General features: G+C 37.4%; 12 protein-coding genes. 3 read left to right on the top strand and 9 right to left on the bottom strand.

The features are described 5' to 3' along the window. Positions 1–206: 206 nt before the first annotated feature. Complete coding sequence (locus AAIB49_RS15130; protein WP_343458517.1) at positions 207–3,404, bottom strand: DEAD/DEAH box helicase; 3,198 nt, start codon at positions 3,402–3,404, stop codon at positions 207–209. A 104-nt stretch (positions 3,405–3,508) separates the two neighbouring features. Then, complete coding sequence (locus AAIB49_RS15125; RefSeq protein ID WP_343458516.1) at positions 3,509–4,729, bottom strand: DUF418 domain-containing protein; 1,221 nt, start codon at positions 4,727–4,729, stop codon at positions 3,509–3,511. 265 nt (positions 4,730–4,994) lie between these two features. On the opposite strand from AAIB49_RS15125, the gene AAIB49_RS15120 reads away from it, so the two are divergent. Both AAIB49_RS15120 and ade read left to right on the top strand, forming a co-directional pair. Then, positions 4,995–6,299, top strand: coding sequence for an NCS2 family permease (locus AAIB49_RS15120; RefSeq protein ID WP_211741969.1), 1,305 nt, complete (start codon positions 4,995–4,997; stop codon positions 6,297–6,299). Between the two features lie 25 nt (positions 6,300–6,324). Beyond that, positions 6,325–8,097, top strand: coding sequence for an adenine deaminase (gene ade, locus AAIB49_RS15115; protein WP_339216567.1), 1,773 nt, complete (start codon positions 6,325–6,327; stop codon positions 8,095–8,097). A 168-nt stretch (positions 8,098–8,265) separates the two neighbouring features. On the opposite strand, the gene AAIB49_RS15110 is transcribed toward ade, so the two are convergent. Then, positions 8,266–9,615 carry an amidohydrolase family protein gene (locus AAIB49_RS15110; RefSeq protein ID WP_343458515.1) on the bottom strand — a complete coding sequence of 450 codons (1,350 nt, stop codon included), beginning with the start codon at positions 9,613–9,615 and terminating at the stop codon, positions 8,266–8,268. A 133-nt stretch (positions 9,616–9,748) separates the two neighbouring features. Between AAIB49_RS15110 and AAIB49_RS15105 the strand changes: the two genes are divergently transcribed. Beyond that, entirely contained in the window at positions 9,749–10,663 is a 915-nt protein-coding gene (locus tag AAIB49_RS15105; RefSeq protein WP_343458514.1) for a helix-turn-helix domain-containing protein, read from the top strand. Positions 10,664–10,742: 79 nt separating this feature from the next. On the opposite strand, the gene AAIB49_RS15100 is transcribed toward AAIB49_RS15105, so the two are convergent. The 6 genes from AAIB49_RS15100 to AAIB49_RS15075 all read right to left on the bottom strand — a co-directional run bounded on the left by AAIB49_RS15100 (position 10,743) and on the right by AAIB49_RS15075 (position 17,046). Then, a complete protein-coding gene (locus AAIB49_RS15100) occupies positions 10,743–11,591 on the bottom strand; it encodes a patatin-like phospholipase family protein (RefSeq protein WP_211741971.1) in 849 nt (282 codons plus the stop codon). A 271-nt stretch (positions 11,592–11,862) separates the two neighbouring features. Beyond that, positions 11,863–12,960, bottom strand: a complete 1,098-nt coding sequence (locus tag AAIB49_RS15095; protein ID WP_343458513.1) for an ABC transporter permease — start codon at positions 12,958–12,960, stop codon at positions 11,863–11,865. Next, positions 12,960–14,222 (bottom strand): ABC transporter permease, encoded by a 1,263-nt coding sequence (locus tag AAIB49_RS15090; RefSeq protein WP_343458512.1) that lies wholly within the window; start codon positions 14,220–14,222, stop codon positions 12,960–12,962. The genes AAIB49_RS15095 and AAIB49_RS15090 overlap by 1 nt, the downstream gene beginning before the upstream one ends. Positions 14,223–14,234: 12 nt before the next feature. Then, positions 14,235–15,167 carry an ABC transporter ATP-binding protein gene (locus AAIB49_RS15085; RefSeq protein ID WP_343458511.1) on the bottom strand — a complete coding sequence of 311 codons (933 nt, stop codon included), beginning with the start codon at positions 15,165–15,167 and terminating at the stop codon, positions 14,235–14,237. A 111-nt stretch (positions 15,168–15,278) separates the two neighbouring features. Continuing rightward, a complete protein-coding gene (locus AAIB49_RS15080; RefSeq protein ID WP_343458510.1) occupies positions 15,279–15,914 on the bottom strand; it encodes a response regulator in 636 nt (211 codons plus the stop codon). Continuing rightward, positions 15,907–17,046 (bottom strand): sensor histidine kinase, encoded by a 1,140-nt coding sequence (locus AAIB49_RS15075; protein WP_186871036.1) that lies wholly within the window; start codon positions 17,044–17,046, stop codon positions 15,907–15,909. The genes AAIB49_RS15080 and AAIB49_RS15075 overlap by 8 nt, the downstream gene beginning before the upstream one ends. Positions 17,047–17,444: the final 398 nt, after the last annotated feature.

Here is a 17,444-nt window from a genome sequence, read left to right as displayed (position 1 = left end):
CTAGCTTCATACCTTTTAAAAAAATTTAATCCTGAAGTTTATTTAATCTCATACTCATTCACCTTCTAATTTGTTTAATGTATATACATATAAAAGAAAGTTTAGTTCCTATTTCTAACGAATCGTTAAAAATAAAAAATCCAACCTTATACCATTTACTAAGGTTGGATTTCTTGATGCATCACTATAAACTATGGCAAGTGAACTTATTGCAACAAAGCTTGAATATCTTCTTCCGTAAGTGACATCGATTGTTCACTTTGCGGATCGATTACTTCTTCTATTAAATGGCGCTTCCTTGCTTGCAATTCATTCATCTTCTCTTCCACTGTACCTTTAGCTACTAGCTTTATTACTTGAACCGTTTGTGTCTGACCAATACGATGAGCACGGTCTGCTGCTTGTTCTTCTACTGCAGGATTCCACCAGCTATCGAAAAAAATGACAGTATCAGCGCCAGTTAAGTTCAGACCAGTACCACCAGCTTTTAACGATATAAGAAAAACATCTCTCTCGCCAGCATTGAACCTATTACATAAGGCGACCCTTTCCTCTGAAGGGGTTTGTCCATCCAAATAAAAATGTGAAATTCCTTCAAGCGTTAATTCTTGTCCTATAAGGTTTAACATCTTTGTAAATTGCGAGAATATCAGCATTCTGCGTCCAGCAAGCCTTGCTTCCTCTACGATCCGAATAAGCTGTTCAAATTTTGCCGAAGCCCCCTCATAGCCATCAACAAATAAAGCAGGATGGCAGCAGATTTGTCGTAGTCTGGTTAGTCCAGCCAATATTCTAATCCGATTTTTTCTTATTGTTTCTCTATCCAGATGTCGCAATGTCTTATGCCTTAACTTTGCCAAATAACTAGCATACAGTTTCTTTTGCTCTGGCAGTAATTCCGTTGTATCAATGACTTCTCGTTTCTCCGGTAATTCTTCCAGAACATCCTCTTTCACTCTCCGCAGCATAAATGGGCGAATTCTCCTTGCAATCTGCTTCTTAGTTAGTTTACTATATTCCCTTAATCCTAAAAATAATTCGGGAAACACAACATGAAAGATGGACCATAGCTCCTCTAATGCATTCTCCATCGGTGTCCCAGTTAAAGCAAAGCGGTGGGTAGCGTTTAGTTTTTTAACCACCCTTGCCGTCTGGGTTAGGGGGTTCTTAAACATTTGAGCTTCATCAAAAAACACAACATGAAATTCCTGTCCCTCATACCACCTACTATCACTGCGTAGCAATGGATAGCTAGTAATCATCACATCTACATTAGTTAGCTCAGCCTGTAGCTTCATCCGTTCTGTCTTGCTCCCGTCAATGATTACCATCTGAAGCTCAGGAGCAAATCTCATCAATTCGCTTTGCCAATTATACGTAACAGAAGATGGACAGACAATTAATGCAGGACGTCCACTTTCTCGGATAACATCGAGTTCTGATAGAATAAAAGCGATACTTTGAATCGTTTTCCCTAGCCCCATATCATCTGCTAGTATCCCACCGAATCCATAATGTGCAAGAGCCTTCATCCATTTAAAGCCTTGTTTTTGGTACGTGCGCAGCACATCTTCTAAGGATTTCGGTACAGCATAAGGTAACTGTTCAGGATGCATAATAGTATGAAGAAATTCCCTAAAAGATGCTTCTATCGTCACTGTATCACTAGACTCCATCGTATTAAGTAACCTTAGTCCTTCCACAATGGGCACGTTCAATTGCTGGTCCCATTCATCGATTTGACTTGGTACTTGATGCATGAATCGATGGATTTCCTCCATTTCTCTTGTTTCTAAAGAGAAAAGTGTACCATTTCTTAGTCGATAATACTTTCGCTTTTCCTCTAATGCCGCTAATACATCCTTGATTTCTTCTTCTGGGATACCATCAATGGAGAAAGTAAATTCAAGCCAATGTGTTCTTTCTCGGTAATGTCTCACTTTAATTTTAGGAACCGTTGTTTTAGGTAAAATCCTTAAACGTACTGCTGTTGTTGCGTAGACTTGTACCAACTGGTGCAGCTTCGGTAATTGATGATGTAAAAAGTTATACTCTAATTCTTCATTTTGAATATAATAACCACTTTCCGTTTGGATAAATTGACTCTCCTTCATGATGTTGAGAATTTCTTCTTCCTTCTCGATATCACGAATAATCATAGAACCTACTTTCGGCTGACGCCCGTCTAGTGGATTGATTACTACATTTTCATAATGAAATTCAAGACCTGCTAGCAAACGATTTTTCACACGGTCAACATACAGCTTTGCCTGTAATGGTGTCTTTTGAATTTCTGCATTTACTTCACCAGTTAAATGAACTTCTCCAAGCTTTCGCAAATGCGGGACTAGTTTCTCCATATAATATTTCAGTTGATTAGCAGGTATAGGGATAGCGCTTGTTCTGGAATTCTCCATCATTCGCTTAAGACCATATAGCCGTTCTGCTTCTCCTCGTTTTACCACGACAATCTTGCCATTGGTAAGTACCGTGTCGTATTCATGTAAAATTACCATTTTGTCCAATCCGTCTATTACCAATTGATAGCCATTACCTTCGTTTTTCTTAAATTCAAATGTTAGTGGCAATGGCTCATCGACTACTTGAAACTGTGAATACGTTTTGCCAGCATATTGCAATGTCACGTGAGAAGCATGGATTAACAATGGCTCTAATTTATTCCACGAGGACGCTGGGACAGGTAATATCGCTTTGTCAGCTTGATGCCTTCCTTTAGTAGGCATTGCTCGTAGATACATTTTTTCGTCATTCATGATTCGGTTTAATTGCTGTATTACTTGGTCTGTTTCTTTATCAAAGCAATGTTTACTCGGGTCATATATATGATTATCTGTGATATTATACCTTTTCCCTTCATCTATTTGACAGAGAAAGTCACGAATATCTTTTATCGGTTGTCCCCCAATGGACAAGCCAATACCAAGTAGATTATTTTGATCTTCATCAGGAACAACCACGCATAGTAGCATAGCTCTTACTACTGTTCTATTTTCAAAATGAGTTTGCTCGCCAGATTTTCGTGTGGGCGGCGATTGAAATATCGTGAGTAAGTCCTCTGGTAGCTCTTGTAATGCCTCTCCAGGATTAAGCTCGTGTGTACTTGCTTTTTGGTGATGAGAATAGGCGATTAGTACTGCTGCAACATGCTGGCAGTCCTTTTGAAATGAAGTAAGTGAAGGGCAACTACAAGTTGCGGTAAACCCTTGGTTCGTCTTCTCGAGGTGGACTTGGAAATCCTCTGCGCCTTGTACTACAGCATCCAAGGACTCAGAAGTTATCGCTTCTATCCATACCTTTCCATTACGATAAAAGGCGTCCCCTCTTTTAAAGGAGACGGCCCCACAACGCTCTTTGATGACTTTTTGATTTAGTTTAATTTCCATTGGGGCCACTCCTTTACTTACGATTATAGATACGTTCATAATCTCTTAGTTATGAAATTAGCATAAAAAATGAAAACATGCCAGTACTACTGCTCTTTAGTAGCCTAAGGTGATTTCGAGTTTACATCCTTCGCAATCGGTTGTATCCTACAATACGTAATCGTTCTCCACAACCATTCAAATGGACCAAAGCGAAACTTCTTCAGCCACAGTGTGCTTATCATCATTTGCCCTGCAAAAATCCCTAAACAAATTAGCGTTCCAATGCCAAGACTTACATTACCATACCACCCAAATCCTACAAAAATCACAACGGAAAAGATGGTTTGGAATAGATAATTCGTTAACGCCATTTGACCAGTAAATCGAAGTGCACGTAGTCTTTGTTGCCATTTTTCATGCTGAAGTAATAACGTCAAGGCTGAAATATAAAACAAGCATAACGGAATACTACCAACACTAGTTAACACATAAATGACATAATCTTGTTTAATTCCCCAATCCACTATTCCTAAGGTAAATAAAGCTAATATCGCAGTAAGCGGAATACTGATAAGGAACGTAACAAGACGTATTTGCTTCAGTAGCTTTAGGTACTTCGTTACATATTGGAATACACCAGCTTTCCCTGCAGCCAACCCAATAAGAAACATCGCCAATACTGGTAGCATTGCTAGAATTAGATTGAATAGAATCATTGGTAACTCTGTCCCTAGTCGAAAGTTAACTAACTCTAGGTACCCAGCATTCTGATAAACCTCCGTATAATTAGAAACAGCCCTTTCCACTACGGCTGATGATTCTTGTACCTCCTCTAGAAAAGTACTTGGTATTAATAATGTCAAACTATTAAAGGCATTATAAACTAGTAACAAGCTCCCTGCCCAGATGAGCATGGTTTTAATCTTTCTTTTGTAAAAAAACAATAAGAAAAACCCAGCAAGGGCATAGGTATGCAAAATGTCGCCATACCAAAGTGCAATAAGGTGGATAAGACCAAACAATAATAATGCCAGCATTCTTCTCGTATATAGACTTGTTGCAGCTAAGCCCTTCCCCTCAGCACGACTAATGAAAATATAAAACCCTAATCCGAACAAAAATGAAAAGATAGTAAAAAACTTCATATCGATAAACAGCGTAAAAAATACATCTAACCAATAATCCAATCCCGTATATACCGGTTCCACTCCATACATTGATTTCATAAATATGGCACTATGAAAGGACGGCATATTGACTAAAAAAATGCCAAACAACGCAAACCCTCGAATAATATCAATTGTTACGATTCTCTCTTTACTCGTTATTGGCGAATTCTCCAAACTTACTCCCCCTCGGAATACTTGTGTAATTTACCTACAAGTACGTTTAATCAGAAATACGTTTCCCTTGATTATAAGGTTTCAAATTTATAGCCATTTATCTCTATTATATATTTATATCTGGATTAACAATTACTCAAAACAGTAAAATCCGAACATTAACGACAACAAATGATGAAAATGTATGAAAATAGGTTGACTATCATTACTAGAAAGTGATATAACAGGTTATAGCGACATAATTCGACAAGGAGAGAACAACTACATGAGTAATTTTCTTAATCGCATGTTTAAACTGAATGAGCTAAACACGAACATTAGAACCGAAATATTAGCCGGAATAACAACATTTATTACAATGGCATATATCATCATCGTTCAACCTAATTTAATGGGTGCTGCCGGCATGCCTGTAGGTGCTGTGATGGTATCCACTATGATTGTTTCTGGACTATTTTCTATTATTATGGGTATTTTTACAAATCGACCATTTGCCCTTGCACCGGCAATGGGAAGTAACGCCTTTTTTGCATACTCCGTTGTAGCAGCAGGTCTTGCAACATGGGAGACGGCTTTAGGAATGATATTTATTTCTGGTGTAGCCTTCTTGGTCTTAACCTTACTTGGCCTTCGTGAAGCAATCTCCAACATGCTTCCAAAAAATATTAAGCTTGCTATTAGTGGATCAGTGGGTATTTTTATAGTCGGCACTGGTCTTGTGAATGGTGGTATTATCATTCAACGAGAAGGAAGCAACAATATGACACTAGCTACCCTACATGAACCTAGTGTTCTATTAGCCGTAATTGGTATTTTGGTTACGATTGGTTTAATGGCAAGGAAAGTAAAAGGTGCCGTACTATGGGGAATCATTTTAATTACAGTCCTAGGACTTCCATTAGGAATTACCAATTTACCGGATACATTTTTCCAATTACCGCCAAATCCAACATCCATCTTCTTTCAAGTTGATTGGATAGCGGCATTAAAGCTATCGTTCTTCCCGTTAATCTTTACTTTCTTTACCGGTGATTTCTTTTCTTCTCTTGGAACAATATTAGGAGTTAGTGGAAAGGCTGGATTACTAGATAAAGACGGCAACCTACCAGGAATTAAAAAGCCTTTTATAGTTGACTCATCTGCAACGATAACTGGTTCCTTACTAGGGGTTACCACTGTCACAACCTATGTAGAATCGGCAAGTGGTGTTAGTGAAGGTGGTAAAACCGGTTTAACGGCTGTTTCAGCAGGGGTCATGTTCTGGATATGTTTATTATTAACTCCTATATTCCTAATGGTTCCATCTGTTGCAACTGCTCCAGCACTAGTAGTAATCGGGATTACTATTTTAGAATCTCTTAAAAATATCAACTATGATAAATTAGATGAATTAGCCACAGCATTAATTACGATACTAGTAACGGCATTTTCTTTCAGTATCGCAAATGGAATTGTGTTTGGAATATTATCCTATGTTGTCATTAAATTAATCACAGGAAAAGTTCGCGAAATTCCTATTGGACTATATTTCTTATGTATTCCACTAGCGTATTACCTTTGGTTAATTTAATAGATTAGTATTGGAGTGAACGAATATGAATCATAATCTGATTTCAGCTGCTCGTGGTGATATACCGTTAGATTTAGCCATTGAAAATATTAAATTAGTTAATGTTTTTACCGGTGAGATTTACCCGGCAGCGATAGGAATTTTTCAAGATAAAATTGCTCATATAACAAAGCCAGGAGTAACAACTTTACAAGCAAAACAAGTGATAGATGGTCAGGGAAAATACGCTATCCCAGGATTAATTGACACACATGTACACATCGAAAGCAGTATGCTGACTCCAAGTACGTATGCGGAAGTAGTTCTGCCTCATGGGACCACAACAGTTGTAACAGATCCACATGAAATTACGAATGTACTAGGAGAAGAAGGGCTTGCTTATATGATTGAAGCAAGTAAGGATTTGGATTTACGAATCCTTACTTATCTCCCTTCCTGTGTACCATCTGCACCTCGTTTAGAAACGTCGGGTGCTGATTTCACTCCTGAACTGGTAGAGAAATTAATACAATGGGACGGTATAGATGGATTAGCTGAAGTGATGAATTATTACGATGTCGTCCATCAAGACCCGCGCATGGCTGGTATTGTCCAAGCTGCACTTGATGCTGGAAAAATTGCTCAAGGCCATGCACCAACGTTAAGTGGGCGTGATCTTTCTGCGTACCTAGTAGCTGGAATTGACTCCGACCATGAATGTCGTACCGGTGAAGAAGCACTAGAGAAACTTCAAGCGGGAATGATTGTTGAAATTCGGGAAAGCTCCTTTTCGTACAATGTAGCACCTATTGCGAAAGTAATTAAAGATAAAGGCTACCTACCTAATGTTTGCTTGTGTTCGGATGATGTAAAAGCGAATGATTTATTACAACAAGGTCATATGAATCATGTGGTTCGCCGTGCAATAGAGGAAGGAATTGACCCAATCAATGCCATTCGATATGGCACCTTGAATGCTGCCAACCGGTTAAGAAGAACCGATATTGGTGCAATCAGCCCTGGTCGAATTGCCGATATCGTTCTACTAGATGATATCAAGACGATGGTAGTATCCGATGTATTCACTTCAGGAAAACTAATCGTGGAAAAGGGTAATCTAATTAGAAAACAAAATGTAATTAATCCTCCTATGCACTTTATGAATACGGTAAAACTATCCGAAATTAAAGAAGAGGATCTATCCATTACAGTAGAAGAACCACATGCAACCGTAGCAAAAGTTAATGCCATCGAATATGATTATGCGCCTGGAATTCCAACGAATTTCCTTGAAGTTACCTTACCGGTTGTTAACGGAGAGGTGAATTTAGGTGAGTATGATGGTAAGAAAGCACCACTAAACTATATCGCTGTTTTTCATCGACACGGACATAATAACAATGTTGCAAAAGGGGTTTTAGCTGGATTTGGAATAATCGAAGGTGCTGTAGCAACCACTGTTGCCCACGATAGTCATAATTTGGCGGTATTAGGGGTAAACAAAACAGATATGAAGATTGCAGCGAATCACTTAAGAGAATCAAATGGTGGAATGGTTGCTGTAAAAAACGGGGAAATCGTTGCTGAACTTAAATTACCGATTGCAGGGTTAATGACAACGGAGAGTGCTGAAGAATTTTCACCACGGATTAATGCTTTCTTGGACCGAATTGAAGCAAGCATGATGCCCGGAAAAAATCCAATCCATCGATTAATAATCGCTACACTTCCTGTTATACCAAAAGCAAAAATAACCGATATGGGATTAGTTGATGTAGATAATCAAAAATTTGTACCATTAGTAATCGAAACACATTAACATCTTTACTATTAAAAACAAGGGATAGTTAAACTGACTATCCCTTGTTTTTATCTTACTTAAGTACTACTTTTTCCAGTACGTACATAACTCGGATTTAAACTAGTACTCCTCTGCCTATGCTGATCATATAAATCCCCAACCCTTACCTGCCTATGAATTCATGTTTTAGCTTTGCACTGATTCAATTTTTTCCCATTCGATCTGAAAATCAGCTAGCAACTTATCCATATATTCGTCACTTGGAACGTTACTTAGTATTTCATCTTGTGAATAAATTTTTCCTCCTTTAATTATGTGATGAATGCTCTTCGTATGTTGAATATCAATCAATGGATTCGCATCTAATACGACTAAATCCGCGATAAACCCTTCTTTTATTACACCCATTTCCTCCATTTGGATAGACCTGGCAGCCTGGATTGTTGCAGCCTGTAATGCCTCTATTTCTGAAAATCCAATTTCTACAAATAACTCTAATTCACGATGTAAAGCCATGCCTGGGAAGGTCCAAATAAGTGCAGGAGTGTCCGTTCCTGCGACAACGGTTCCTCCCAAATCGGCATAGGTTTTGGCAACTGTTTTCGTAAACAGATCTAATATACCGATCTGCTCTTTTAGTAGTGCTTCCTGTTCCGCATTTTTTTCCCAGTGATCGATTAAAATCCCTTCTTTCTTAAGTGACTCGGTTACTTTATTTTTGGGATACCACGGGTTAGGTTGCTGTGTTACTTGGTCCGTAAGCACTAAAGTAGGGCAAAGCTTCACATGATGCTTAAGCATTTCCTCACACAATGCTTTGATTCTCGCCTCATCTGGTTTCTCCCAATCAATATGACGCCACTTTTCTTGATCCGCGGTTGGATGCCAGCCATCATAAAGAGCTTGTACAAATCCTGAAGCATGCTCAAACCATGTCACTCCAATTTCTGCTGCTTCTAAAGCATTCAATTCCTTTGCATGGATGAGATCACAACTTACTTCTAGATTAAATTCTCTCGCCTCTTCCACCACTGCCTGTAAAACCTCTTTCTTTATCAGCCCATACACTTTAATAAATTTTGCCCCTGCTTCAGCCTGTCTTCTCACTTCTTTTCTAGCTATTTCTGGGTCATCAGTTACTAGATTTCCAAAACTGGTTGGTCCCCATAGGCCAGGGGTTCCATCAATCATGCGGTCTGCAGCATATACACGTGGAGTAGGTACATCGAATGGAGCATCAATCATATTCTTAAGTAGAAATACATTTCCCGCGGTGTTACGGACCGTTGTTACCCCTGATGCTAAAAAATGTGGTGCAAATCGTTCTTGAATATGGCAATGCATATCAATTAATCCAGGAATAAGATACTTTCCACTCACATCCACTACACTAATATCATCTGGTAATGCTTCATTTTGTCTATAAATCCTGCTTATTTTCCCATCACAGATTTCAATAGAACCCTCAAAAGAAACTTCATTTTCCACATCAATTATCGTTCCATTCGCTGCAATATAATGCCTTAATTCTTTCATTTCATTATCCTCCTCTAATTTCTTCCGTTATACTAATGGAAAAGAACTTGTTGTATGTTTATTTTAATTTGGATGGTTAGCAATATTTATAAAACTTTCATATAGTGGAATTTGAGGTTAGGTGGTTAGAATATTGAGGAGCTATGGAGAAACCTTTCGAATAATTCGTAAGCAAAAAGGGGTAACGATGAAAGAGCTAGCTGATGGAGTATGTTCCATTTCATTTTTATCAAAATTTGAACGTGGTGATTCGGATATAACACTTGGAATTTTCACAAGAATTTTAGACAAGCTGATGCTCAGTATGGATGAATTTATATATGTACATCACGACTACCAACCAAGCCAGCTCGAACAATTCTTCCAGCTAGTCAATACAGCCTACACTAGTCAAAATTCAGATCGATTAAAGCAACTAAAAGATCAAGAAATGAAAAAGTGGGAGCGTTATGGAATAGAAACATATTATTTTAATGTATTAATGCTTGAGGTTTACGATAGTATGGTGAGCTCCACCATGATGGACGAAAATGTGAATAAAGCGGAAATCGATCTGTTAACAGATTATTTATTTCGGGTCGAAGTATGGGGATATTACGAATTAGCTCTCTATAGCGCTACGATGTTCTTTCTTGATCCTGGTGTAGTGATACAGCTTTCTAAGACAGCATACATAAAAAGCAGCCGTTATCAAGAATTAAAAAAAACACGTGATACGATTACTGCTATCCTTATCAATACCATTACCTACTTAATAGGTCCAGTTAATCGCTTTCCCGAAGAATTAACATACGAACAGGAAATTACGGAATTTTTCTCCTATCTTGATGCCATACCATTACCCGAAGATAAATTATTTGAACGGCTTAAAATCCTGCAACTAAAGGGAGCCTTAGAGTTAAAGTTAGGGAACAAGGAATCTGGAGAGGCTAAACTACGACAAACCATTCAAATTCTGAGAGATTTAGGTTCGGTGGGAAATGCCAATAACACTAGTCTATATTTAGAGCAGATTTTATCATATATTAAAATATCTAATACAAAATAGTATCGCACCTCCTTGTTAAGAGGTGCGATTTATTATATATGATTCTATAATACTCTTCTCATGGTGATTATTTCTTCAACTAGGATAAAAATTCCCTTAATTCCTCCGACAGTTTTTTTACATCCTTCATCCCTAGATGATATAGGTCGGTTAGTTTAGCTTTACTTCTTTCCACACGTCCAACTTCTAACTTTTCAGATGGGCTGATGACAAACACATTTCCTTTTTTCTCCTCTTCAAATATATAATTTAATGTTTCATTATATACATGGTGACGTCTTTCTATTGCTTTTAATAGACCGGGGTATTGTTTATATTTTTTGCGCATGTACCATCCAAATGATTGTGGCTTTTTAACATAACCTCTATTTCTCGTTAAAATGACGACATTCTTTTGATTCCCGTCTTTTACCGATTGCTTGATTGGAATTGGATCGGAAATACCTCCATCTAACAGACTTCGATTATCATATTCAACAACTGGTGCGAATAATGGCAAGGAGCTCGATGCCCGAATTATCTTTAATATTTCATCTTTATAATCTTCCCTTTTATAAAAAACAGGCTCCCCTGTCATACAGTCGGTAACACCAATGACAAACTCCTCCCTTGCAGCATAAAATGCGTCAAAATCAAAAGGCTCTAATTCATTTGGTAACACATCAAATAAAAAATCCATCCCAAAAATTTCTCTTTTCTTTACGAAGTTTCGAAATGATATATAATCGGGATGGTCTAAGTAATCAATCAGAACCGCTCTATTTCGTTCTATTTGCCGTGCGACATAAGACGAACCATTACAGGCACCTGCAGATACACCAATTACATATGGAAGGTATATATCTTGCTCCATTAAATAATGAATAACGCCAGCCGTATAGATTCCTCTGCTTCCTCCACCTTCTAATACTAATCCTGTGTTCTTCAAACATTCCACCTCAAAATCTACGTCTTTTCTTTTTAGATGAAGACAACGTTGTTTTTATTAATACTTCTCCTATTATATATACAAAAAGTGGAAGTTTCTAACTAGTTGCTTCTCATCCGCCTTTTTTATTCTTCTTTTATCATGTTTAGCTTCATTTTAGATCACTGTTTTCTAGGCTGAGATTTAACGCTCTTCTACTGTCTAAATTGAAAAAACTCTCGATCTTTTACACTCGAGAGCTTTTTCACCTATTCATTAAACGTAATGAATACTATTTCCTCCGTTCAATCATATTAATCCCTATTCCCATCGCCACGACTCCAATTAGTAACATAATCAATAGAGACATCATAATATCTCCCAATCTACCATCATTAAATATGACAGACATTAATGCATCCATTGCATGGGACAACGGAAATAAGTCAGCAATAAACAATAACACTGGATTGGTTATCGTACCTGGCATCATATAAACTCCACTAATAAGTGGTAATAGTGGTATGACTGAAGGGTAAATGCTTAAAAATTGTTCTGGAGTTTTTACAAATCCAGTAATTAACATAGCAATACTAATCATACTAAAAACAAAAAACGCAGAAATTACGATAATTAGCCCTAAATGATCCCCTAATTCATAGTTCATGACATACTTAAATAGGAGCAACACAACCACAATTTGAAACATGGTTATTAGAAAGCTATATAAAATATATCCGCTATACATACTTACTTTACTAATTGGTGATAATATCATTCGATTCCAAACACCAGAAACTTTATCATGTGTCACATTGTTCACTTTCAAACCTAGGATAAACATAGCAACTAAAAAGGTAAAAGCAAACAATAATTGAGTACTCATGTTAAAATTCGGAAGCTCTTCTCCGTCTAGTCCTCTCGTTTCTATGTGAAATGGTGCGTTTTCAAGGTAGCTATTGATCTTGCTTCGAACATTTTCATCCTCTTCCGCTTCAGCCACTGCGCGAATTTGTGCTTCGCGTTGAAACACTTTTTCCACGTGTTGACGAACTAAAGAAATAGTTGGAAGCTCACTAGCTATGACTAACCGGTAATCCATGTCCATTAATTTTAATGCTACGTCAATTCTTCCATCTGTTACATCTTCACGAGCCTGTTCAGGAGTACCAATTTCGAACGTAAATGAGCTATCCATATTTAACAGCTCTTGCCATTTCTCTACTATTTCAGAGGCATTTTCCTCTTCACTAAAGATAGTAACCTTTGTCGGCGATTGAACACCTCCAGCAAATAAAAGGATACCTAGAATGCTTGCAGCTATAAATAATAGGATGAAAAGCGGGTTTCGCTTATCTTTAATAAATTGCGCCCATAAAACTGACTTCATTATGCTTTCCCCCTTTTTGGATACAAGGCCAAACTAATTATCAAAAATAAAAGGAAGAACCCAATCAAAATCAGAATGGATGTGAAGATGTTTGATAACTCTTCGAACTGAATCCAATTAGTGAGCATTACTAAAGATAGCCCGTTTGGTGTCCATTCACCAATTTTCATAAGCCAATCCGGTAATATATAAATAGGAACAAAGTTTCCACCGATAATACCGAACAATAAAATAAATAGCATAAAGATCCCATTTGCTGTATCAATACTCATCACGCGAAGCGAAATACTTGTGAACATTGCTGCCAAACTAGCAATAGCAATAGCAAGTAAAGTAACAATTCCTATAAGGCCAAGCCAGAAACTTAATGACCTGTCAGCAAAGGCATCAAGGACAAAATGAGCAAATACAAAAATAAACATCATTTGCAGCCAAGTTAAGATGAAAGTAGATACCATTTTTCCAATTAAATAGAGGATTGGATTACTATTAGATAATTGAATACGGTAAAATACTCTTTCTCTAATTTCTACTCCTGCTTTAGTAGCAACGGTCGAGGCTAGAAATAAGGCAAACAATGCTCCCATTGCTATCGTAAAATATTGAGTTAGTGTAAAACTATCACCTGCTCCTACTTTTTCGATTCCACCTTCTGGAGTTACTATCTCTACTTGAGAAGCATCTAATTCCTGTAGTGCAAATTGATAATTCAATTGATCTGTAAACCCCTGAATGATATCAAATAAAATACGATTATTTTGAGTTTCTTTTTCTATTTTTAATTCCAATGAAGTGGTTGGACTCTGTCCGACAAAGGCTGCATATAGACTATCGGCACTAAACCCTTCCGGTATAATTAGAATGCCGTCTACATCACCATCTTCTGCTTTTGTTATAGCATCTGCTTCTTCAAGCTCTTGTATTGTTACGAAACTCTTTAAATCATCACTTTCTAGGTAATGTAATAGCATCGAAGCTGGATTCAGCTGACTTGCTTGTTCTACCAATACAGCTACTTCTTCTTTCCCAACAGATTCGTTATCCATTAACTTATCCTTCATTTGGGCTTGTAAGTCTGCATGATTATCTTGATTTACGACCGCTAATTGTAAATCAAGCTCAGACTCTTTATCATTACCTAGCAATCCAGAAAAAACAAAATTTAGTACGACTACTAAAATAATCGGGAGCAAGAGAACTGTAATAAGTTCTTTTCGATCTCGCCACATAATTAATAAATCCTTTTTGATAAAGCTACCCATTCCTACACCTCCTTAATCGCGTAAAGTTCGACCAGTCAAATGAAGGAATACATCCTCCAAACTCGGAGTCTCCGTATGAAAATTAATCATTTGAATATGATGGTTATTGGCAAGGGAGACTAGTTCACTGACTAAATTGATCCCTTTATTTGCAATAACTTTTAAATTTACATCAGAAGCTTCTACTTTCCGGACCCCTTCTATCGCTTTCACCTGCTCTACAAACACTTCATTCATCTTGCTTAATTGTACTTTGATGGTGTCCTCTGCGGATAATATGCTTAGTAGCTCACCTTTTGTCCCCGTTGCAATAATTTCTCCATTATCCATAATGTACAATCTGTCACAAAGCTGCTCCACTTCCTCCATGTAATGGCTCGTATATAGAATCGTTGTACCATTCTTTTGATTTAACATGCGTACCGTTTCTAATATATGATTTCTAGATTGTGGGTCAATTCCAACAGTAGGTTCATCTAAGATTAGTATTTTGGGTTGATGTAGTAATGCTACAGCAATATTTACCCGTCGCTTCATCCCGCCTGAAAAAGTTTTTACTAAATCTTTTTGGCGACCTTCCAAACCTACTATCTCCAATGAGCGCTGAATACTTTTTTCGAGGTCATCCCCCTTTAGCTTATAAATCGAACCAAAAAATTTTAGGTTCTCATATGCTGATAGTTCCTGATAAAGCGCTAATTCCTGTGGCACTACACCTAAAATACGCCTCAATTGTTCCGGTTTATTGATGATGTTTTCACCATTGAGCTTTATTTCTCCAGCTGTTGGCTTTATTAATGATGAAATCATCGAAATCGTTGTTGATTTTCCAGCCCCGTTTGGCCCTATCAGACCAACCGATTCTCCGTTATCCAAATATAAATTAACATCTTGCACTGCCTTTTTTCCTTTGAAAGACTTACTTAAACGGATAGTTTCAAGCATGGTTTTCCTCCTTTTTTCTGTTTGATACTTGCATCATAATCGAAAAAAACCAAAGCCACTACTGACTTTGGTCACTTACGATATAGGTACTAGTTACTTTCGTCATTTTTTCTAAACTAATCGATGGCGAATTGCATATATTGCTAATTGAGTTCGATCTCTTAACTCTAATTTATCTAAAATTTGGCTTGTTTGATTTTTTACCGTTCCTACAGATAACCCTAACCGTTCTGCTACTTCCTTATTATTGAGCCCTTCTCCAATACATTTTAAAATGGCTCTTTCTCTTGGTGTTAATGTTGGGTCTACCGATTTATCTGCTTCTTGGTTTTGAAGGAGATAAGGCATTACTTTTGCTGCAACCTGATCCTCCAGTGAGAGTCCACCACTCATCGTACTTTTAATCGATCGTATAAGAGACTGCGTATCGCCGTTTTTTAGCATATATCCACTAACTCCCAGCTTCAGCGAATCTACCACGTAATGCTGGTCGTCAAACGTTGTAAGCATTAAAACTTTTATATGCGGGAATCGTGTCCGTAATACCTTTGCGGTTTCAATCCCATCCATTTCTGGCATACGAATATCTAATATAGCTATATCAAAAAGCTGTTTTTCACATAAAGCGACAGCTTCCATACCATTGCCTGCTTCACCCGTTACAATAATCTCCTCATCTGTTTCAATCATTGCTTTTAGACCTTGACGTACCATTACTTGATCCTCTGCTAACAACACTTTAATCATACTGTCCACCTCGTTCTATTAATCGAATAACCCCTTTTACCCTAAATTGATGCTCATCCTGTGTGACATCCAATGAACCTCCAACTTTTTCTAATCGTTCTCGCATTGCTTTCAATCCATATCCTTCTTGAAAATGGTAATTAGAAGTTGTTTGGTTGATTACTTCGAAACGAAAAATACTTCGACCAGGCGATTCAAACATAACACGCGCCTCTCTTGTTGAGCTATGCTTCATAATATTGGTCAGCGCTTCTTGTACAGCACGATATATGGCAAAGGACTGCTCCCCTGAGAGTGGAGCTGCGAAAGCACCATGCTTAACAGAGAAATGAATTTTCATATAGCTTTCTATTTCCAACTTTCTGATTAACCGAATAATCCCCTGGAGACCGCCTACTTCTGGTTGTTTAAAGGATTTTACCGCTTTTCTTGTTTCTTCTAAGCTTTGACTGATAAGCTCTTTAAGGGTTGTCATTTTCTCTTTATCTTGTTCCACGGCATTTAAACGGAATGCCTCAAATTGCATTAACAAAGCAGTAAGCTTATGTCCAACTGAATCATGGATTTCCCGCCCAATCATATTACGCTCATCGAGTCTTGCTTGTTCTTCTTCAATCATAAGCTGTCTTTTCATTTTTCTATATTCATCTAATAAGACATCATACTTCTTTGATAGTTCGTTTTCTCTAATATGTACCGTCTGAAAATAGAACAGGGCAGTAATTATTAAACTATATAAAAGTCCATACCAAACTAATATGGTAGTAGAGAGATTAGCTTCCATCATGATTACGAAAGCACATATTAGCTGAACGCCAATTACAATAAAACTCTTCAAGCGATTAAGGTAAAACACTGCTTCGGCAATAATTAACGCATGAAGTAGAAATACATATGGATTGAACATACTGCCCATGTGATGAAAAACACCGATAGTGGTTAGTGCTTGTATGGAGAATAAAATGGTCTGCCAAATTGGTTTATTTGCAGTGATAGGAAGTATAAACAAGATGATGAAAAACACGCACATACTAGTAAGCTGTATCTTGTTTATACCTGATGGAAATGCTAAATAAGCAAATACCCAAACAACACCATAAATAGCAAGCCATATAAAATATGATTTCTTCATGATTAAAAGCTCCTTTTAAACTTACCATTTTTTTCATTATACTATGATACCGAGCTATTCAACACCTCCGTCTAAAATTCGAGCTTCTTCAGGTTAACACCTTTGAAAAATCTTCATCTAGTACAGATAAATCAGTATTTTTGTAGAAGCTATCTTGTGATATAACAGGCTTAACTTCAACATTTATCATCTTGCTAAATAAATGAATTACAAGACCTGAACATTTTACATCATTTAAAACAAACGGTTAATGGCAGATCATTCTTGAGGTAAAATAGAGTAGGCGCATGAATCACTCATGCGCCTCTCGCAGTTCCGTACGTGCGGGTCATCGCATACGGCTCCTCCATGATTATTCCCTTTGGGAATGATGTTCATTGTAAATATCAACCAGAGAA

The organism is Ornithinibacillus proteolyticus, from assembly GCF_039581225.1.
In the GTDB taxonomy this organism is placed as follows: Bacteria; Bacillota; Bacilli; order Bacillales; family Amphibacillaceae; genus Ornithinibacillus; species Ornithinibacillus massiliensis.
Note: the sequence above shows the minus strand (reverse complement) of the source record. Positions and strands in the feature narration are given on the sequence as shown.